This is a genomic window from Amycolatopsis orientalis, from assembly GCF_000943515.2.
Classification (GTDB): Bacteria; Actinomycetota; Actinomycetes; order Mycobacteriales; family Pseudonocardiaceae; genus Amycolatopsis; species Amycolatopsis orientalis.
Genome location: NZ_CP016174.1, coordinates 5,062,172 through 5,080,792, shown reverse-complemented (window position 1 = coordinate 5,080,792; position 18,621 = coordinate 5,062,172). Strand labels below are relative to the sequence as shown.

Genomic DNA, 18,621 nt, shown 5'->3' with positions numbered 1-18,621 from the left:
GCGCGTTCGGGTGTTGACCGGGCAGCTGCCGGCGCCTCCTTCGTCGTTCAAGTTCGGCGAACTTACCAGCAATCGGCCGAACGCAGTACTCCGAACGACACGGGATTCGCGCCTGCCTCAAGGAACCTCCACCGGAAGGGTAGGCGCTCGCGGCCGGTGAGGCCGTCTGCCGAGGGAGTTGATCGCGACGTCCGATTCTCGCCAGCTTCCGTCGCGCGGCGCGGCGAAGCTGGCGGTCGTGACAGTGACGACGTCAGCGGCCGAGGCCGCGCACACCCGTATAGAGCCCGGAATCCTCTACTTCGGCACCCCGGTGGTGCTCCTTTCGACGGTCGACGGGACCGGGGCCGGAAACCTGGCTCCGATGTCCTCTGCGTTCTGGCTCGGCTGGCGGGGCATGCTCGGACTGGGCGCGAAATCCAAGACGGCACAGAATCTCATGCAGAATGGTGAATGTGTTCTGAATCTCCCTTCCGACGACCTGGCGGCCGCGGTGGACCGGCTGGCCTTGACCACCGGATCGGATCCCGTCCCGCCGCGTAAGTACGAACGTGGCTACCGGCACGAAGCCGACAAGTTCGGCCGGGCCGGGCTCACCCCGGTCGCTTCGGAGACCGTCCGCCCGGCGCGGGTGGCGGAATGCCCGGTGACGATGGAGGCCGTCGTCGAGGCCGTCCACCCGCTCGCCGAGGACGACGAGGCGCAACGCGGCGGGGTGCTCGTGTTCGAGGTCCGCGTGCAGCGCGTCCACGTCCACGACGACATCCGGATGCCGGGTACCGACGACCGGATCGACCCCGACCGGTGGCGGCCGCTGATCATGAGCTTCCAGAAGCTCTACGGCCTCGGCCCGCAGGTGCACCCGTCGACACTGGCGCGGATTCCGGAACGGCTCTACCGGGGACCCGACATCGAGCGGTCACGGACTCAGTCCTCGCGGGAGAACGAGAACCGGTTCACCAGCGGCAGCCAGCGCTGATAGGACGCGGCCAGTTCCGGCCACGACTCGCCGGACAGGCCGCGTTCGAGCTTCGGCCGCAGTTCGTGGTCGTTCAGCGACGACACGATGTCGAGCGCCCTGTCGCCGGGATCCGTCCCGGCGAGGGAGGCGAAGAACCAGGAGACGGCCTCCGGGTATCCGACCAGTACCGAGAGCAGCACCAGTACCGCGCGAAACGGTGCCTCCCGCGAGCCGTCGGCGACGAACTCGGCCAGTTCTTCGCCGGCGAGCCTCGCCCGGAGCAACCGATACAGGTTCAGGAGCCGTTTCGCGGCCCGCGGGGACCGGACGAGCGGCGCCAGTGTCGCCAGGAAGTCCAGCTCCGCCCGTGAGATGACCAGTCGAGGGGGTCGAAGGTCTATTGTGGACTGTTCGGACGACGGTCCCGGTGCTTCCTCATGCGGAGGAGGCGCGGCCGCGATTTGAGGGCGGGCGCCGGATGGCTCGTCCGCTTCCGCGGGCAGGGTCACCGGTGTGGCGTCCTGACCCTCGGTGGCGGCGAGCCCGCGCACGAGCCCCGCGAACCCTGGATCGTCCATGGGGGACAACGTGAACGGAACCTGGAAGATCTTCTCCAGGTAGTTCTCGGCGAAGGCTTCCGGATCGTCGCCGAGCATGTCCTCGTAGTGCTGCTCGACGGCCTTCTTCAGCCACCGCGAGTCGACGCCCACCACGACGACGAACACCGGCAGCGCCAGCAGGAGGTGAATGGCTTCGAGGACCTGGACGACGACCTTGGGCGGGCACCGGTCGAGGTCGTCGATGTAGAGCACGGTCCGCTCGATCTTGCCGGAACCGTGCGGTACTTCGGCGAGCATGGTCGCGAACGTCTCGAGATCCTTGCGCAGCAACGAGACCACCCCGAGATGCTCGACGTAGTCCGAGAGCCGGGACTCGGCGAACGACACGAGATCCAGCCCGGGCGCGAGTTCGGTGACCGCCTTTTCGAGCCGTTCTGATTCCGCGTCCAGTTCGGCCAGCCGTCGCTCGGTCTCTTCGTCCTCTTCGGACGGACCGCCGAGTTTGCCGAGTGCCTCGTGGATCCGGCCCGCGCTGGCACGCATCCGCAGCACCACGGTCAGCGCGGAACTCACCACGGTGAGCCCGCCGAGCACCCCCGAAACCTGTGACCGGCCCACGAGCAGGGTGACGACCAGGACCGTCACCAGCCCACCGATCAGGACCAGCAACGGAACCGGATCCTGCCGCAGCCGTCGCCAGAATTCGGCTACGTCCGAACGCAGCCCGCCGGTCTCCTGCGCGAGGCGTTCGAGATCCTCGGCGGTCGGCCGGTCGACCCCGAGCCGGGACGCGATCCAGGCCTTGTCCGTTTCGGTGAGACTGTCGAAGACCGCGCGAACGTACTCGCGGGGCTTCCGCCGTCGCCGCGTCGCCTGCTTCTGCCGAGCGGTCAGGGTCCTGCGTTCGAGGCGGACCGCGCTGAGCCTGCCGAGGAGCGTCTTCTCGGTCTTGCGGCGTTCCGCGAGGGCGTCGGCCTGGCGCTGGAGATCATTCTCGGCGCCGCTCGCGGCGAGGTTGTCGAAGATGTGGGTGGCGAGGCTGGCCAGAAGGTTCGCTTCGCTGTAGTGCCAGGCGTTGAAGCTGATCTGGCGGACGCTGGAACAGTAGGACGACACGGTTTTCCCGTGCGCCCCGGCCGCGGCCTCGGCCTCGCGCGCGGAATCGGCGAGTTCGCGGACCCGCAGCTGCATCTGGCGCATGAAGAAACTCTTGCCGGAACCCCAGCTGCCGAACAGGCCGATCGACAGGGGCGGGGTGATCATCCGGGAGACGACCAGGTCGGCGAGCATCCGCACGTCGGGACCGATGCCGAGGCGGTCGACGCCGTCGTCGGTGTCGGGCCGGTAATCGGCGACGTGGGCGGAGTACGGATCCGGCGCCGGAACCTCGTCGGGAGGGGGCTGGCTGGTTCCGCGTCCGGTAAGGGCCGTCAGCAGGGCCGCCGCTCCGTCCCTGGTGAAGTCACTGACGGCGAACCAGATCTTGGTGTACTCGGTGACGACGGCTGGGATGTACGCGCTCGACTCCCCCGGAAGTACGACCGGCAGGATCCGGCGGGCGTCCGTGACGCCGTGAAAAGGTTCCTGCTGCTGACTCCATCCGGAGTCGGCCGAGACCTCACCCTTGGTGACACGCAGATACTCGGGAGAGACGAGGACCAGGATGAAATCAGCCAGGTGCAACTGTTCGGCCGCCCACTCCGCCCAGTCGCGACGGTCGTCGTCCCGCCACTGGTCCAAGTACACGGTGAACCGGGTTTCGGTTTCGAGAAAATCCGCGAACCGTTGGACCGACTCGACGTGTCCGGCCGAGTCGTGCGCATAGGAAACGAACACCCGTGACGAAATTTGTCCGCCCACCCTGTACTTTCCCTCCCTGAACGAACGGAAGGGCAGTCTAAAGGGGCGGCCGCTCAGCCGTTGATGCCGGTGAGGGCGAAGAATTCCTGGCGCGAACGGGCGTCTTCGCGCAGCGTGCCGAGCAGGGTCGAGGTGACGGTGCTCGATCCGGTGGCCTGGACCCCGCGCAGGGTCATGCACGAATGCTCGGCCTCGATCACCACGCCGACGCCGCGGGGTTCGAGTTGCTCGTCGAGCCAGTCGGCGACCTGTTTCGTGAGCCGCTCCTGAACCTGCGGGCGGCAGGCGAAGTGCTCGACGATCCTGGCCAGCTTGGACAGCCCCAGGATCCGTTCGCCCGGCAGGTAGCCGACGTGCGCGACCCCGACGAACGGCAGCAGGTGGTGTTCGCAGACCGACCGGACGGGGATGCCCCTGGCGAGGACCAGTTCGTCGTAGCCCTCGTCGTTGGGGAAGGTCGTGAGGTCGAAGGAACGCGGTGTGAACAACTCGGCGTACGCGCGCGCCATTCGGCCAGGGGTGCCGCGGAGACTCTCCGAGTCCAGCGAGATGCCCAGTGCGGTGAGGAGATCGGCGGCCGCGGCCTCGGCGGCCTCCAGGTCCGGTCCCGGCCCGGGTTCATGCACGACGCGCAAGGCGGGAGTGGACATAAGGCCTCCTAGGATGGACCGCGATCCCCAGTGTTATTCGACTAATATTTTTGGGCGTTTTACCGTCCGCCGGTTCAGCCTACATGGTAGATCGGCGGTCCAGAATGTTCCGCCGGTTGAGATGGGCGATATCGTGGTGTACGTGACAGTGTCCGATCCGGACGGCCTCGACGTCCCCGCCATCGCCGCGGTGTCGGCGCTCGACGACGACCTCCGCCGCGGCATGTACGCCTACGCCCGGCGTGCGCGGCGTCCGGTGACGCGGGACGAGGCGGCGGCCGCGGTCGGGATCTCCCGCAAGCTCGCCGCGTTCCACCTCGACAAGCTCGTGGCGGCCGGGCTGCTCAGGTTCGGCTACGCGGCGGGCCCGGTGGCGAAGGTGGGGCGCAAGCCCAAGGTCTACGAACCCGTCGAAGAAAGCATCCAGGTGCAGCTTCCCGCGAGGCGGCACGAGATCCTGGCGAGCATCCTCACCGAGGCCGTGCTCGCCGAAGGGTCCGGTGAACCGGCGCGGGACGCCGTGCTGCGGGTCGCGGGGGAGCGGGGCCTCGCGTTGGGCGAGGAAGAACGCGCGCGGACCCGGCCGGGCAGGCTCGGTGCCGAGCGCGCGCTCACCGTCGCCGAAGGGGTGCTTCGCCGTTACGGTTTCGAGCCGAGCCGCGACACCCGGACCTGCGTCCGGCTACGGAACTGCCCGTTCCACCCGCTGGCCGCCGAGGCGCCGGAGCTGGTCTGCGGGATCAACCAGGCCTTCCTCGCCGGCTTTCTGACCGGCGTCCGCGCCGGGAGCGTGGAGGCGGTCCTCGCTCCCGGTGCGGCCGAGTGCTGTGTGGAGCTGCGCCAGACGCGGTGAGGGGTCGGAAAATCAGGGTGCAGGCCGTCGATGAAGGAATTGGGACGTTGAGTGTCCCAATTCCTTCATCGACGCGGGGTCAAACCCGTTGCACGGTCAGGAGGCCCCGGCGACCTGCCGGGTGGCGACGTTGAGCCGGTTCCAGGTGTTGATGGCGGCGATCGAGAGGACCAGGCTCGAAAGCTGCTTTTCGTCGTAATGACGGGCCGCTTCGTCCCAGATCTCGTCGTCGACCGGATCCGCCCGGTCCGCGATCCGGGTGAGTGCCTCTGCCAGCGCGAGCGCGGCACGTTCGGGCTCGGTGAAGTAGGCCGTGTCACGCCACGCGGCGACGGTGAAGATCCGCTCGTCGGATTCACCCGCCTTGCGCATCTCCTTGGTGTGCATCTCCAGGCAGCCCGCGCAGCCGTTGATCTGGCTGGCACGGACGTGCATCAGGTAGTGCGTGGTCTTGGGGACACCGGTGTCCCCGGTCGACTCCGCCAACGCGATCAGGGCCTTCAGTGTGGCGGGGGTCGCCAGCGCGGGGTTCGGGATCCGGGCTTGCATGGTGTTCTCCTCCAGGGTTTCCGTCGTGCCTTCACCGCACTGACGGATCCCGGGCGCCGGATGTGACCGGGCTCGACGTCGACGCGGTCACCCTCGCCGTGGCGCGGTCGCGGAGGGAGACGTCGAGCTTGAACCCCTCCGGCTTCAGCGTCAGCAGTTCCTGCACCTTCAGTCGATAGGACGGATCACCGCGCAGTTCGTAGCGGCTCAGCAGCATGCCGAGTACCAGCGTCGCCTCGTGGAGCGCGAACTGCCGTCCGATGCAGGCGCGTTCCCCGGTGCCGAAAGGTTTGTAGACGTGCGGCGGGCGGGCCCGGTTGCGTTCCGGGGCGAAGCGGTCGGGGTCGAACGCCTCCGGGTCGTCGCCCCAGACGGGATCACGGTGCAGGGCCGGGATGAGGACGAGTGCCCAGTGTCCCGCGCGCATCGGGTACTCGCCGCCGACGACGGTGTCCACCTTGGCCTGGCGCGCGAACGCGGGCGCTGTCGGCCAGAGCCGCAGCGCCTCGTCCAGAACGCGCCGGACGTAGCGGAGCTTGGCGACCTCTTCGTAGGACGGATCCGGGTGCTCGCCCCAGACCTTGTCCACTTCGGACCGAGCGCGGGCGAGGACGTCCGGATTCCGGGCCAGGTAGTACAAGGCGAACGACAGCGCGCCCGAGGTCGTCTCGTGCCCGGCGATGAGGAAGGTGATGATCTGGTTCCGGATGTTGACCTCGTCCAGCGCCTCGCCGGTGCCCGGCTGCACGGTGTTCAGCATGAGCCCGAGCAGGTCTTCGGTGCTCGTGTCGTCCCGGCGCGCCTCGACGACCTCGTCGACGACGGAGCGGAGGAACGCGAGATCGGCTTCGTTGCGCCGGTTCGCTTTCCGGTTGAGGAGCGGGCCGATGACCGGCGGCTGGATCACCGTCCGCTGTGCGTGCCGCAGGGTGCGGACCATCGCGGCGACGAACGGATGCGGTTCGGCGCGTTCGAACGACGAGAAGCTGTAGCCGAATCCCGTCCGCCCGATGGTCTCCAGCGTCAGCTTGGTCATGTCGTCCGTGACGTCGACCTCGCCGCCGCGATCCCACATGTCCAGCAGTTCACGGGTGATCGCCAGCATCGTCGGGTGATAGCGCCGCATGGCGTCACGGCTGAAGGCGGGTGCGAGGATCTCGTGCGCGCGCCGCCAGTTGGGTTCCTCGTTGTGCGCGGTGAACAACCCGTCGCCGCCGAGCGGGCGCAGGTTCGAGATCGCGGGCGTGACGTGTTTCGCGAACCGCTTCTCGTCCGAGAGCTCGGCGACCAGCCCGGCGCCGTGGACGAACACGATCTTGCGGCCGAACACCTTGCGCTCGAAGACGGGGCCCAGTTCGGCGGCGTGCCGCATCGAGTCCTGGACGGGGGTCTGCGGCGAAACGCCCAGCACGTCGCCGACCAGCGGGATCCGGCGCGGGGGATGGGGGAGAGCGGTGGCCATGGCCCCTCCAGGTAAACGCTGTTGAATCGACATCCAATAGCGAGCGTGGCCTGTTACTGAACTCGTGTCAAGTAAGTACGATGACGGGATGGCGGCGAGTACTTCCGGAAGGCCACGCAGCAGGCTGAGCACCGCCGAGCGGCGGGAACAGCTGCTGCGGATCGGTGCCCGCCTGTTCGCGCAACGGCCGTACGACGACGTGTGGATCGAACAGGTCGCGGACATCGCCGAGGTGTCGCGAGGGCTGCTCTACCACTACTTCCCGACGAAACGGGACTTCGTCACCGAGGTCATCAAGGCCGAGGGTGAACGCCTGCTCGACATGACCAGGGCCGATCCCACGCTGCCGGTCACGGAGCAGCTGACGGCGGGCCTCGACGCGTACCTCCGCTACGCCGAAGCCAACGAGGACGGCTACCGCGCCCTGCACGCCGGCACGGCCATCGCGGTCGACGACGTGCGGGAGGTCCTGGACCACAACTTCGCCGAACAGGGCCGCCGGATCCTGGCGGCGCTGTGCCCGGACGTCGAACCGCCGGAAACCCTGCGGGTGATCGTGCGCGGCTGGCTGGCGTTCGTCGTCGCGGTCTGCCTCGACTGGCTCAAGTACCGGCGGCTGACCAGGGATCAGACCCGCGATGTGTGCGCCAAGTCGCTGCTCGACATGGTCGCCGCGTTGCCGGACGTGAGCATCGAACTCTAGGGGCCGGGTATGAAGGTCTTCGTCACCGGAGGTACCGGCGCGATCGGCGGCCACGCCGTCCCTGCGCTGGTGGAGGCGGGCCACGAGGTCACCGCGCTCGCCCGCACCTCGGGCAAGGCGGCGGCTCTCCGCGCGCAGGGCGCGAAGCCGGTCATCGTCTCGCTCTTCGACCGGGACGCGCTCGGCGAGGTGTTCGCCGGGCACGACGCCGTCGTCAACCTGGCATCGGCACTGCCGTCCATGTCGCGGTTCCTTTCCGCGAAAGCCTGGGAGCGCAACAAGAAGATCCGCGCCGAGGGGTCGGCGGCGGTGGCAGGCGCGGCGCTCGAAGCGGGCGTGGGGCGCCTGATCCAGGAGTCGGTCTGCATGATCTACCCGGACCGCGGCGGCGAATGGATTGGGGAGGACGTCCCCGCCGAGCATTACCCGCTGGCACTGGGAAATCTGGCCGCGGAGGCGAGCGCGAACCGGTTCACCGACGCCGGCGGGGCCGGGATCGTCCTGCGGTTCGGCTGGTTCTACGGTCCCGGCGCGGCACACAGCGAGCAACTGCTCGGCCAAGCCCGGCGCGGGATCGGCGCGGCGCTGGGACGGCTCGACGGTTACGTGTCCTCGATCCACCTCGCCGACGCGGCAAGCGCCGTCGTGGCCGCGCTGGGGGTGCCGGCCGGGACCTACAACGTGGTCGACGACGAACCGCTGACCAAACGGGACTTCACCGCGGCGCTGGCGGCCGCCGCCGGGAAACGCCAGTGGATCCGCGGGCCTGGCCGGGCGGCGGCACTGCTGGGCGACAGGCTGACCTCACTCACCCGCTCGGTCCGCGTCAGCAACGCCGCGTTCCGCGAGGCGTCCGGCTGGGCGCCCCACTACCCGAGTGCCCGTGAAGGCTGGCTCGCCACGGCGGAAGCACTGGGCGCGCGCTGAGCCCGTCGCGCCAGCATGATCTCGGCACGTTCCTCGATCAGCTTCATCCGCGCGAGCCGTTCGGCGTCGTCGTTGTGCGCGGCGGATCGGGTGACCTGCCCGGCCCACTTCCGGTAGAACATGCCGCAGGTGGCCACGAAGTACCCGTCGGAGGCGACGTTCGCGGCGAGGATCAGCCCGGTGTCCTCCGACGCGGGCAGGGCCATCCAGCCGCCCAGGTCCAGCAGCACCTCGCGGCGGATGCACAGCGTCCCGGCCACCACGGGGGAGAGGTAGCCGTTGCGCCGCCAGTGCCGGAGGATCGCGCCGCGTTCGATCGGCCCTTCCTCGGGATCGCTGTCGACGCCCGCCGTGGTGCCGTCGGGGAAAAGGTCGAGGACCCGGCAGGTGGTCCAGTCGATCGCGGGATCCTCCAGTACCGCGATGTCCCGCGCGAGCGCGCCCGGCGCGAGCAGGTCGTCCGCGTCGAGCGCCTTGATCAGCTCCCCGGAGGACCGCGACACCGCCATCATCCTCGTGACCCCGGGGCCGCCCCGGCGGCCCGAACCGGGCAGCACCCGCTCGTCGGCGGGGAGGACGTCGTCGAGCAGGCCGGTCTCGCCGTCCTCTTGCACCAGCCATTCCCAGGTCCAGCCCGGCGGGAGTTCCTGCGCGGCGAGGGATTCGTAGGCCTCGGTCAAGTACGGCAGGCTCGGCGGGTGGACCGGGGTGATCACGCTGACGACGGGCACGAGGCGAGGATAGTGACGATCAGCCGCGACCCGGCTTGCGAGCCGTGATCAGCAGGTGCTCCTCCGGCGGTGTCCCCGGCTCGTCCGCGGTGAAGAGTTCCGACGCAGTTCCGGTGACCTCCAGTCCGGCCGCCTCGACCCGCCGCACCAGATCTTCCGGCGCGAAGCTGGTCTCGTGGAAAGTGTGCCCGAAGAACTCCACCGGAACGTCCTCGACGTCGCGCGGGACGGTCACGAGCGCGAACAATCCGCCCGGGACCAGCCATCGCGCGATGTCGGCGAGCACCGCTTCGGTGTCCCGGCGCGGCATCTGCAGGAACGGGAAGAACGCGCAGACGGCCTCCCAGGACTCCGGGGGTGAAGCCCAGTCCCGCACATCGATGTGGACGAAGGAGGCGGCCGGAACCTGCCGCCGGGCGAGGTCGATCATCACCGACGACACGTCGAGCCCGGTCACGCGGTGCCCGGCGGCGGCCAGTTCCTCGGCCACCGGACGACCGGTCCCGCTGCCGATGTCGAGCACCCTCGACGACGGCGGCAGCGCGCCGAGCAGATGCCGCAGCGCCCTGTCGATCACCGGCGGACGGCCGAAGACCTCCTCGTAGGCGGAACCGATGGTGTCGAACAATTCCTCCGCCGTGGCCGGACGGTCCATTCCGCAGCTCCTCCGGGTCGGGTGACTCACTTCCGGAGGCGAGGGTAGCGAGGATCAGCCATCCGCGACCGCGACCACGTCGAGCACTTCTTCGGCCAACCGGGTCGAAGCCTCCCGGATCCGCGCGTCGAGCCGCGCGAAGACCTGCTCCGCCCGGATGGCGGGCCAGTCCGCGGGAAGATGCTCCGCCGGGAGATGCGGATCCTGGCGTACGGCCTGGAGCCAGTCGGTGTGGAGCAGCAGTCGGCGGGCGAGGTCGTCCGGGGCCGACGGAAGTGGCTTCGGCCGGTCCCAGCGGTCGAGGAAAGTGCGGTACCGCGCGGAAATCGCCTCGATGTCGAAGGCCTTGCGGACCAGGTCGGCGGATTCGGTCGGTTTGGCCTCCTGCGCGCTGAACACCGTGACGTGGTCGAGCAGGCCGAGCGGTTCGGCGATCGCGGTGACGTCCCTGGTGCCCGGCGCGATCCACAATCCGTTCTGGAGAAGGCCGAAACCCGCCCACACGAGCTGGCTGCGCAGATCGTGCCGGTCACTGCGCCTGCTGTCGGGCAGGGAGTAGCCGACGAGTGTCCAGGTGCCGTCCCAATCGCGGTTGACCGCGCCGGTGTCCCAGATCCGCCGCCCGCCGTCCTCCAGTACCTCCGTCGCGCGGGGCGTCAGTCCGAAGTAGACACGGCGGCCGTGTCGCTGCCGGATCAGCAGGCCGCGGCCGACCATCCGGGTCAGCGTCGAGCGGACGGCCTCTTCGGAGACGCCGACGCGGGCGAACACGTCGATCACGCTTCCGGAGTAGACGGCGGTGTCGTGGCCGAGCACGTGCATGCCCAGGAAGGTGAGCATCAGGGATTGCGGCCGATGGGCCTGGCCGGGTGCGGTGTCGTCTTCGGTCACGGAGAGCAGCTTAGCCGATGATGTTGGGCAGATTCTTGACGACAGTTTGAATAGTGACCTACTTTGAGTTCCGCAGCGGACGACGAGAGGACGGCTTCATGGACTTGTCGGGCAAGGTCGCGGTGGTCACCGGCAGCGGCCGCGGACTGGGGCGGGCCTACGCGGAAGCACTCGCCGCCGCCGGCGCCGCCGTCGTGGTCAACGACGTGGACGAGGCCGCCGCCGAAACCGCCGACGCGATCCGGAAAGCGGGCGGACGGGCCGTGCCGGTCGTCGCCCCGGTCGGCGACGCGGAGGTCGCCGGACGGCTGGTCGGCACCGCGGTCGAGGAGTTCGGACGGCTGGACACGATGGTCACCAACGCCGGGATCCTGCGGGACCGGGTGCTGTGGAAGATGTCGGACGACGACTTCGACGACGTCGTCCGTGTCCACCTCCGCGGCACGTTCACCTGCGCGCGGGCGGCCGCGGTGCGGATGCGGGAGCAGGGGGAGGGCGGGCGGCTGATCCTGGTCTCCTCGCCGGCGGGACAGCGGGGCAACTTCGGGCAGACCAACTACGCCGCCGCGAAGGCCGGGATCGCCGCGATGGCCCGTACCTGGGCGATGGAACTGGCGAAGGCCGAGATCCTGGTCAACGCGATCGTCCCGGTCGCGGCGACCGAGATGACCCGCACCATCCCGGCCTTCGCGCCGGTGATCGAAGAGGCCGAGCGCACCGGGAAACCGTTCCCGCCGTGGCTCCGTCGCGACGAAGGACTGGGAACGGCCGAGGACGCCGCGTCGCTCGTCGTCTTCCTGGCTTCGGACGAGGCGAAAGGTGTCACCGGCCAGGCGATCGGCATCGGCGGCGACCGGCTCGCGCTCTGGGCGCACCCACGTGAGAAGGCCGTCGACTTCGCCGACGGCGGCTGGACCGCCGAGCGGATCGCGGCCTCCTGGCACGCCGGGATCGGCGCCGAGCCGGAGAGCTTCGGCATCCCCGCGCCGAAGGGGCCGTGACGTGCCCATCGACATCGACGACGTCGTCGCGATCGACGTCCACACGCACGCGGAGATCTCGAAGAACGGCCACGGCTCGTTGAGCCCGGCCCTGTTCGGCGCCTCGGAGAAGTACTTCAAGGCGCACGGGCACCGGCAGCCTTCGATCGCGGAAATGGCGGCGTACTACCGGGAACGCAGGATGGCCGCGGTCGTGTTCACCGTCGACGCCGAACACGCCACCGGCCATCCGCGGATCGCGAACGAGGAGGTCGCCGAGAGCTGCGCCGAACACGGCGACGTGCTCATCCCGTTCGCGAGCGTCGATCCGTGGAAGGGCAGGGCGGGCGTCCGCGAGGCGCGCAGGCTGGTCGGCGAATACGGCGTCCGCGGGTTCAAGTTCCATCCGAGTATCCAGGGCTTCGCGCCGAACGACCCGATGGCGTATCCCCTCTACGAGGTCATCGAAGAACTCGGCGTTCCCGCGCTCTTCCACACCGGGCAGACCGGGATCGGCGCCGGTGTACCCGGTGGCGGCGGGATCCGGCTCAAGTACTCGAATCCGATGCTGGTCGACGACGTCGCCGTCGACTTCCCCGAACTCCGGATCATCCTCGCGCATCCGTCGTTCCCTTGGCAGGACGAGGCCTTGGCCGTCGCGACGCACAAACCGTACGTCCACATCGACCTGTCCGGCTGGTCGCCGAAGTACTTCCCGCCCCAGCTCGTCCGGTATGCCAACACCCTGCTGAAGGACAAGGTGCTGTTCGGCTCCGACTTCCCGGTGATCACCCCGGATCGCTGGCTCGCCGACTTCGCCGAGCTGGAGATCAAACCCGAAGTCCGCCCGAAGATCCTGAAGGACAACGCGGCGAAGCTGCTCGGTCTCGTCAAAACCGACTAGGAGAAGCATGACCCACGCGAACGGCATCGAAGAGATCAAGGCACTCGCGGGCGCGGACCTCGGTCACGGCGACTGGCTGGAGATCACCCAGGACCGCATCGGGCGATTCGCCGACGCCACCGGCGACCACCAGTGGATCCACGTCGACCCCGAACGCGCCGCCGACGGCCCGTTCGGCGGCACCATCGCGCACGGATACCTGACACTGTCCCTGCTGATCCCGCTCTTCAGCGACCTGCTGCGGATCACCGGCGTGCGGATGAGCGTCAACTACGGGCTGGAGAAGGTGCGATTCCCCAGCCCGGTGCCGTCCGGCGGCAAGATCCGCCTCGCCGGGAAGGTCGCCGAGGTGACCGACATCGCCGGGGGAGTGCAGATGGTCCTCGACTTCACGGTCGAACTCGACGGTTCCGCCAAGCCCGCGTGCGTCGCGCGGGCCGTCTACCGGCACTACGCCTGAGGACAAGGGGAAAGCCATGCGATCCCACCAGAACGTCCAGCTCCGCCGAGCGGTCGCTTCGAGCTACCTCGGCAGCCTCATCGAGTACTACGACTTCCTGCTCTACGCCACGGCGTCCGCCGTCGTGTTCAGCAAGGTCTTCTTCTCCGACCTCGATCCCGCCCTCGCGACCGTCGCCAGCTTCGGCACGTTCGCCACCGGCTACCTCGCGCGGCCACTGGGCGGCGTGCTGTTCGGCCACTTCGGCGACAAGCTCGGCCGCAAGCGGATGCTCGTGATGACCATGACGCTGATGGGCGTCTCCAGTTTCCTCATCGGACTCCTGCCCACCTACGCCGACGTCGGCGCCGCCGCGCCGGTCGGGCTGATCCTGTTGCGGGTACTGCAAGGCATCTCGGTCGGCGGCGAATGGGGCGGCGCGGTCCTGATGTCGGCCGAGCACGCCACCTCCCGCCGCGGGCTGTGGGCCAGCTTCGCGAACGCGGGCGCGCCGAGCGGGATGGTCGTGTCCACGGTGGCGATGACCGCGACGGTGGCCGTCACCGGCGAGGCCGCGTTCCTCGCGTGGGGCTGGCGGGTGCCGTTCCTGCTCAGCGTGGTCCTGCTCGCGATCGGGTTGTTCGTCCGGTCGCGGGTCGAGGAGACCCCGGCGTTCCTCGCCGCCAGGACCGTGGCGCCGCGACGGCGGTTCCCGCTGGTGGCCGTCCTGCGCGAGCAGCCGAAGACGCTGCTGCTGGGGGTCGGCGTCGGCCTGGCCGCGTTCGTCGTGCAGGGGACACTGACGACGTTCGTGCTCGCGTACGGGGTCCAGGCGGGACACGGACGCCAGACCGTGCTGAACGCGCTCACCGTGTCGTCCGTCTGCGCGGTGGTGGGGATCATCGGCTGGTCGGCGGTCTCGGACCGGTTCGGCAGGCGGCCGATCGTGCTCATCGGCGCGCTGGTGACGGCGGTGTACGGGTTCGTCCTGTTCCCGCTCGTCGACAGCCGCAGCGGGGCGCTGCTGGTCGTGGCGCTGGTGATCGGACAGGGCGTGCTGCACCCGATGATGTACGGGCCGCTGGCGGCGCTCTACACCGAGCTGTTCGCCACCGAGAACCGGTACACCGGCGCCTCGCTGGGCTATCAGCTCGCCGGTCTCGGCGCCGGGTTCGCGCCGGTGCTGTTCGCCGAATTCCAGCGTGCGTCGGGCGGACCGTCGACCACGGCGGTGTCCTTGACGATCGCGGCGTTCTGCCTGCTGTCGGCGGGCTGCGTCCTGGCGCTGAAGGAGACGAACCGGCGAAACTTGACCGAGCCCAGCCCGGCTCGTTCCACCACCGAGGCCGCTGATGTGGGCTGAAGGAATCGGCGGCTGGCCTGCCCGCCGCGCACGGATCTCGCCCCAGCGGACCGCACTGCTCTTCGAAAGCGAACCGACGACGTACGCCCAGCTGGCCCGGCGGATCGCGAAGTTGGCGTCGCGGCTGACGGCGGCAGGCGTGGGCCAGGGGGACCGTGTGGCCTACCTCGGCCCGAATCATCCGGCGTTCGTCGAAACCCTGTTCGCGACCACGTCGCTCGGCGCGATCTTCGTCCCGCTCAACTTCCGGCTGACGGCGCCGGAGATCGAGCACATCCTCACCGACTCGGGTGCCACAGTGCTGATCTACGCGCCACAGACGGCGAAGGTCGTCGAGGGGTTGCAGGGCCCCACCGCGCGGCTCGTGGCGCTGGAGGACTACGAAACCTGGCTCGGCGAGGGCGCGGAGACCGCGCCAGAGGTGGCGGTGTCTCCCGACGACGTCGCGCTGATCCTGTACACGTCGGGCACCACAGGACGCCCGAAGGGTGCGACGCTCACGCACGCCAACCTGCTCTGGAACACGTTCAACCTGCTCATCGGCGTGGACGTCGGCGGTGACGAGGTCACGCTCGTCACCGCGCCGCTCTTCCACATCGCCGCGCTGGCGCAGACCCTGCTTCCCACCGTGATCAAGGGCGGCTGCGCGCTCCTCACGGCATCCTGGGATGTCGACGGCTGCTTCGACCTGATCGAACGGCACCGGGTGACGTGGATGTTCGGGGTGACGACGATGTACGCCGCACTGGCCGCGTCCCCGCGCTGGCCGTCGGCCGATCTGTCATCGGTGCGGAGCCTGATCTGCGGCGGCGCCGCGGTCCCGGAGGAGCTGGTGCGGACGTATCAGCGGCGAGGACTCGTGTTCTGCCAGGGCTACGGGCTGACCGAGACCGCTCCGGGCGTGACGTTCCTGGAGGCACGCGAAAGCGATGGCCGGGCAGGCTCCGCGGGCGTCCCCGTGTTCTTCGCCGACGCCCGGCTCGACCCACCGGGCAGCGGACCAGGGGAGATCCTGGTGAAGGGCCCGAACGTCACCCCCGGCTACTGGCGGAACCCGCACGCGACCGCTGCCGCCTTCACCGAAGACGGCTGGTTCCGCACCGGCGACGTGGCCACCGTCGACGAGGACGGGCACTTCCGGATCGTCGACCGCCTGAAGGACATGTTCATCTCCGGCGGGGAAAACGTGTACCCGGCCGAAGTGGAGAACATCCTGTACGAACATCCCGCGGTGGCCGAGACCGCGGTCATCGGGGTACCGGACGGAAAATGGGGCGAGGTCGGCTGCGCCTTCGTCGTGCGCTCCGGCGACGTCGGCGGCGAGGAACTGCGCGAGTTCCTGCTCGGGCGGCTGGCGAAGTACAAGGTGCCGGTGCGCTTCGAGTTCGTTGAAGGGCTGCCCCGGACCGCGTCCGGAAAGGTGCGCAAGGCGGAGCTGCGGGCGGGCTCCTGATCTTGTCGGCCCGTCCGCCTACACTGTGGCCGCCGAGTTTTCTGGGGGCAGCTGTGTTTGGGGTTCAAGATGGGTGTGCCGAGTGACGAGTTCCACCGAATGCTGGAGAAACTCGCCGACGTCGAGCGTTCCGACGCGACGGAGTGGGAGTCGTACAGCGTGCGCGGTAAGCGATTCGGGTACTACTGGCCGCGCACGCAGACCGTCGGCCTGAAGCAGACGCTGTCCGAACAAGAGGCCCTCGTGGCCGAGCGGCCGGACGTCTTCGAGGTGCAGTTCACGGCCGGCGGATTCGGCTGGGTCGTGGTGCACCTCGACGGCCTCGAAGCCGACGAGCTGAACGAACTCGTCTACGAGGCGTGGAGGCTGTCCGCTCCCGAGGAATTGGTGGAGCAGGTTCCGCCGCCCTGCTGAGTGTTACTGCTTTCGAGTGTTGACGTGGGTCACTGTCCGGGCTGGAACATTTGGCGGGTGTGTGCGTTGTAGAAGGTGTCGGTGCGGATGGTGCCCCCGGGCCTCACCTTTTGCCTTCGTGGAATACCGGTTCGGCCGGAGCCATGTTGTGCGTTTCGCCGAGAGGCGGCCCTCCGTATCGGCTTTAGCTCCCGCTTCCGCTCGCAGGTGACCCCCAGGCCTTCGCTGAGCGGGAGCGGGTCTTTTTGTTTTCTGGTGCGGGTTTGGGCGATGTAGGTCACGTGGTCGTCTGTTGGGTGGTCGGGAACATTTGGCGGGTGTGTGCGTTGTAGAGGGTGTCGGTGCGGATGGTGCCCCCGGGCCTCACCTTTTGCCTTCGTGGAATACCGGTTCGGCCGGAGCCATGTTGTGCGTTTCGCCGAGAGGCGGCCCTCCGTATCGGCTTTAGCTCCCGCTTCCGCTCGCAGGTGACCCCCAGGCCTTCGCTGAGCGGGAGCGGGTCTTTTGTTTCTGGTTGGGTTTCGAGGGTGATGACGGGCGTCACGTCCGCTGGGGAACATTTCGGAAGAATTTGCGTTATAGAGAGTGTCGGTACGGTTGGTGCCCCCGGGCTCACCCTTCGCCTTCGTGGAATACCGGTTCGGCCGGAGCCATGATGTGCCTCTCGCCGAGAGGCGGCCCCCGTACCGGCCTTGACTCCCGTTTCCGCTCGCAGGAACCCCCAGCCTTCGCTGAGCGGAAGCGGGACCTTTCTTTCTCGATAGACAGGTGTCCCGTTGACAACCCGGGAAGGTGAAGCCCTGATCGCAGATGTTCGTCGTCGGTCCGGGTGACGAGCGGTCTGGAGCGTCTGCGGTGGGTCGTCTGTCTGTGGGCATGCCGAGGGGCCCGTCGCCGGTGTGGCTGGCGCGGGCTCCTCGGGTGGCGTAGGGATCAGGCGGCGGCGCGGTGCAGGATGTTGCGCCGGGTTCGCCGTAGCGGGTCCAGATACTGGGGCGGGATGAACTCGGGTAGCCCGTCGGCTGCCATGCGGACTTCCCAGTCGCCGTGGTGGATCAGCCGGTGGTGGAAACCGCACAGCAGCGTGAGATTCCGCAGGTCGGTCGGTCCGCCGTCTGCCCAGTGGTGAATGTGGTGGGCGTGGCAGTTCTTCGGCGGCCGATGACAGCCCGGGAACGCGCAGCCCCCGTCGCGGATGTTCAACGCCCGTCGCTGACCGGGAGTGACGAACCGTCTCAGACGCCCCACATCCAGCGGCTCACCAGCCGCGTTGAGAACGACCGGCAGCAGCAGGCAGTCGCAGGCCGCCATCCGAGCCTCGCGAGCGGTCATTGTCCCGACGTAGTCCACACAGGCGGTCCCAAGACCGGTCTTCAGCTCGTCGAGGCCGATGGTGACGTGCACCAGCGTCCGGTAGCCGGAGGTGCCGGGCTGGTCGGGGCAGGCGATCGCCAGGTCGACCAGGTCCACCCACGCATCACCCAGGCGCTCGGGTTTCGTCCGCAGATCGGCTTGGCCGAACTCGTCGACCGGGCGCGGCGCAGCGTGGGCCTCGAGGGCGGTGGCGGTGCGGGCACCGGCTTCGTCGTCGAGGAGGCCGTTCAGTTTCCAGAACCCGTCTTTGCGGCGTTCCAATGTCAACTCGCGGCGCGGTTGCTTCGGTTCGGGTTCTTTCGGCTCGGCACCGTCGGGGTCGAGCCAGCCGAGGATGTTCTGTTCGGCTTCGGCCAGCTGCCGGGGACCGGCGTGCCGGGCCAGCTCGGCCAGGGTCCTCTCCGCGCTCTCCCGGTCCTCCACCGATGTATCGAGCGGCAGGCTCGCCAGGAAGTCCAGAATCTGCTGGATCCGCTCGTCACCGACCGCCCCCTCCGCGGCCGCGGCAGCGGTAGCAGGTGCCACAGCCGGAAGCTCGGTCCCATCCAAACCACGCGTGGGATTCAACGCGATCGCCCGATTCACCACCGGACGCGCTTCACCGAAGGAAAGCCCGGCCACGTCAGCGAACCATGTGGCCGTCGATCCGTACCCGTACAAGTCTTTCGCGCCCCGAGACTCGATCTCCGCCAGATACCGCCCCAGCCCGGCGGTGGCGACCCTGATCACCTGCAAGAACTGTTGCACGCCATGGGCAAGCTCCAGCTTGCCAGCGCGCCACAACTCCTGCGGCAACTCGGGAAGGATCGTCTCGGACACCCCACGATAATACCAAAGAAATTCGAACACGTGTTCGTAATTTTAAGTAACAAGGCAAGACGGTCGTTAATGC

18 protein-coding genes are annotated in these 18,621 nt (G+C 68.7%); 10 read left to right on the top strand and 8 right to left on the bottom strand.

The genetic code is table 11. The annotated features are described in order from the left end of the window. Positions 1 to 238 precede the first annotated feature (238 nt). Positions 239 to 979 (top strand): flavin reductase family protein, encoded by a 741-nt coding sequence (locus tag SD37_RS22210; RefSeq protein WP_044856763.1) that lies wholly within the window; start codon positions 239 to 241, stop codon positions 977 to 979. On the opposite strand, the gene SD37_RS22205 is transcribed toward SD37_RS22210, so the two are convergent. Together SD37_RS22205 and folE are read right to left on the bottom strand one after the other, a co-directional pair. Then, a complete protein-coding gene (locus tag SD37_RS22205; protein WP_236725078.1) occupies positions 928 to 3,357 on the bottom strand; it encodes a P-loop NTPase fold protein in 2,430 nt (809 codons plus the stop codon). The two genes, SD37_RS22210 and SD37_RS22205, sit on opposite strands and share 52 nt — an antisense overlap. Before the next feature lie 77 nt (positions 3,358 to 3,434). Then, positions 3,435 to 4,031, bottom strand: coding sequence for a GTP cyclohydrolase I FolE (gene folE, locus SD37_RS22200; RefSeq protein ID WP_044856749.1), 597 nt, complete (start codon positions 4,029 to 4,031; stop codon positions 3,435 to 3,437). A 121-nt stretch (positions 4,032 to 4,152) separates the two neighbouring features. On the opposite strand from folE, the gene SD37_RS22195 reads away from it, so the two are divergent. Next, entirely contained in the window at positions 4,153 to 4,884 is a 732-nt protein-coding gene (locus tag SD37_RS22195; RefSeq protein ID WP_044856748.1) for a helix-turn-helix transcriptional regulator, read from the top strand. 96 nt (positions 4,885 to 4,980) lie between these two features. On the opposite strand, the gene SD37_RS22190 is transcribed toward SD37_RS22195, so the two are convergent. Both SD37_RS22190 and SD37_RS22185 read right to left on the bottom strand, forming a co-directional pair. Further along, the gene (locus SD37_RS22190) at positions 4,981 to 5,433 is read right to left on the bottom strand and encodes a carboxymuconolactone decarboxylase family protein (protein ID WP_065912925.1); all 453 of its coding nucleotides are present in this window, start codon (positions 5,431 to 5,433) and stop codon (positions 4,981 to 4,983) included. 31 nt (positions 5,434 to 5,464) lie between these two features. Beyond that, a complete protein-coding gene (locus tag SD37_RS22185) occupies positions 5,465 to 6,895 on the bottom strand; it encodes a cytochrome P450 (RefSeq protein WP_052675184.1) in 1,431 nt (476 codons plus the stop codon). Between the two features lie 88 nt (positions 6,896 to 6,983). On the opposite strand from SD37_RS22185, the gene SD37_RS22180 reads away from it, so the two are divergent. Both SD37_RS22180 and SD37_RS22175 read left to right on the top strand, forming a co-directional pair. Continuing rightward, a complete protein-coding gene (locus SD37_RS22180) occupies positions 6,984 to 7,598 on the top strand; it encodes a TetR/AcrR family transcriptional regulator (RefSeq protein ID WP_044856745.1) in 615 nt (204 codons plus the stop codon). Between the two features lie 9 nt (positions 7,599 to 7,607). Continuing rightward, the gene (locus SD37_RS22175) at positions 7,608 to 8,525 is read left to right on the top strand and encodes an NAD-dependent epimerase/dehydratase family protein (protein ID WP_044856744.1); all 918 of its coding nucleotides are present in this window, start codon (positions 7,608 to 7,610) and stop codon (positions 8,523 to 8,525) included. Here the strand turns inward: SD37_RS22175 and SD37_RS22170 are convergent. From SD37_RS22170 to SD37_RS22160, 3 genes are read right to left on the bottom strand one after another with little or no spacing between them, the layout of a single operon-like run. Further along, positions 8,468 to 9,256, bottom strand: coding sequence for a glycosyltransferase (locus tag SD37_RS22170; protein ID WP_044856743.1), 789 nt, complete (start codon positions 9,254 to 9,256; stop codon positions 8,468 to 8,470). The two genes, SD37_RS22175 and SD37_RS22170, sit on opposite strands and share 58 nt — an antisense overlap. A 19-nt stretch (positions 9,257 to 9,275) precedes the next feature. Continuing rightward, positions 9,276 to 9,911: a class I SAM-dependent DNA methyltransferase gene (locus SD37_RS22165; protein ID WP_044856742.1), complete on the bottom strand. Its 636-nt coding sequence runs from the start codon at positions 9,909 to 9,911 to the stop codon at positions 9,276 to 9,278. A 54-nt stretch (positions 9,912 to 9,965) separates the two neighbouring features. Next, complete coding sequence (locus tag SD37_RS22160; protein ID WP_256376513.1) at positions 9,966 to 10,802, bottom strand: PaaX family transcriptional regulator; 837 nt, start codon at positions 10,800 to 10,802, stop codon at positions 9,966 to 9,968. Between the two features lie 98 nt (positions 10,803 to 10,900). On the opposite strand from SD37_RS22160, the gene SD37_RS22155 reads away from it, so the two are divergent. The 6 genes from SD37_RS22155 (at position 10,901) to SD37_RS22130 (ending at position 16,355) form a co-directional block, all read left to right on the top strand. Then, on the top strand, positions 10,901 to 11,803 hold the full coding sequence (locus SD37_RS22155; RefSeq protein ID WP_044856741.1) for an SDR family oxidoreductase: 903 nt from the start codon (positions 10,901 to 10,903) through the stop codon (positions 11,801 to 11,803). 7 nt (positions 11,804 to 11,810) lie between these two features. Continuing rightward, a complete protein-coding gene (locus tag SD37_RS22150) occupies positions 11,811 to 12,686 on the top strand; it encodes an amidohydrolase family protein (RefSeq protein ID WP_044856761.1) in 876 nt (291 codons plus the stop codon). A 7-nt stretch (positions 12,687 to 12,693) separates the two neighbouring features. Beyond that, the gene (locus SD37_RS22145; RefSeq protein ID WP_044856740.1) at positions 12,694 to 13,146 is read left to right on the top strand and encodes a MaoC family dehydratase; all 453 of its coding nucleotides are present in this window, start codon (positions 12,694 to 12,696) and stop codon (positions 13,144 to 13,146) included. 16 nt (positions 13,147 to 13,162) lie between these two features. Beyond that, a complete protein-coding gene (locus SD37_RS22140) occupies positions 13,163 to 14,488 on the top strand; it encodes an MFS transporter (protein WP_065912924.1) in 1,326 nt (441 codons plus the stop codon). Then, positions 14,478 to 15,941 carry an acyl-CoA synthetase gene (locus SD37_RS22135; protein WP_044856738.1) on the top strand — a complete coding sequence of 488 codons (1,464 nt, stop codon included), beginning with the start codon at positions 14,478 to 14,480 and terminating at the stop codon, positions 15,939 to 15,941. Before SD37_RS22140 ends, SD37_RS22135 begins: the two co-directional genes overlap by 11 nt. Positions 15,942 to 16,010: 69 nt before the next feature. Then, positions 16,011 to 16,355, top strand: a complete 345-nt coding sequence (locus SD37_RS22130; protein ID WP_044856760.1) for an MmcQ/YjbR family DNA-binding protein — start codon at positions 16,011 to 16,013, stop codon at positions 16,353 to 16,355. Positions 16,356 to 17,288: 933 nt separating this feature from the next. Here SD37_RS22130 and SD37_RS22125 read toward each other — a convergent pair. Continuing rightward, positions 17,289 to 18,548 (bottom strand): HNH endonuclease signature motif containing protein, encoded by a 1,260-nt coding sequence (locus tag SD37_RS22125; protein WP_065912923.1) that lies wholly within the window; start codon positions 18,546 to 18,548, stop codon positions 17,289 to 17,291. Between the last annotated feature and the right edge of the window lie 73 nt (positions 18,549 to 18,621).

Excerpts from the sequence above, each read along its gene's own strand:
- folE (WP_044856749.1), bottom strand. The coding sequence starts at position 4,031 with ATGTCCACTCCCGCCTTGCGCGTCGTGCATGAACCCGGGCCGGGACCG.
- SD37_RS22195 (WP_044856748.1), top strand. The coding sequence starts at position 4,153 with ATGGGCGATATCGTGGTGTACGTGACAGTGTCCGATCCGGACGGCCTC.
- SD37_RS22190 (WP_065912925.1), bottom strand. The coding sequence starts at position 5,433 with ATGCAAGCCCGGATCCCGAACCCCGCGCTGGCGACCCCCGCCACACTG.
- SD37_RS22185 (WP_052675184.1), bottom strand. The coding sequence starts at position 6,895 with ATGGCCACCGCTCTCCCCCATCCCCCGCGCCGGATCCCGCTGGTCGGC.
- SD37_RS22180 (WP_044856745.1), top strand. The coding sequence starts at position 6,984 with ATGGCGGCGAGTACTTCCGGAAGGCCACGCAGCAGGCTGAGCACCGCC.
- SD37_RS22175 (WP_044856744.1), top strand. The coding sequence starts at position 7,608 with ATGAAGGTCTTCGTCACCGGAGGTACCGGCGCGATCGGCGGCCACGCC.
- SD37_RS22165 (WP_044856742.1), bottom strand. The coding sequence starts at position 9,911 with ATGGACCGTCCGGCCACGGCGGAGGAATTGTTCGACACCATCGGTTCC.
- SD37_RS22155 (WP_044856741.1), top strand. The coding sequence starts at position 10,901 with ATGGACTTGTCGGGCAAGGTCGCGGTGGTCACCGGCAGCGGCCGCGGA.
- SD37_RS22145 (WP_044856740.1), top strand. The coding sequence starts at position 12,694 with ATGACCCACGCGAACGGCATCGAAGAGATCAAGGCACTCGCGGGCGCG.
- SD37_RS22140 (WP_065912924.1), top strand. The coding sequence starts at position 13,163 with ATGCGATCCCACCAGAACGTCCAGCTCCGCCGAGCGGTCGCTTCGAGC.
- SD37_RS22135 (WP_044856738.1), top strand. The coding sequence starts at position 14,478 with ATGTGGGCTGAAGGAATCGGCGGCTGGCCTGCCCGCCGCGCACGGATC.
- SD37_RS22130 (WP_044856760.1), top strand. The coding sequence starts at position 16,011 with ATGGGTGTGCCGAGTGACGAGTTCCACCGAATGCTGGAGAAACTCGCC.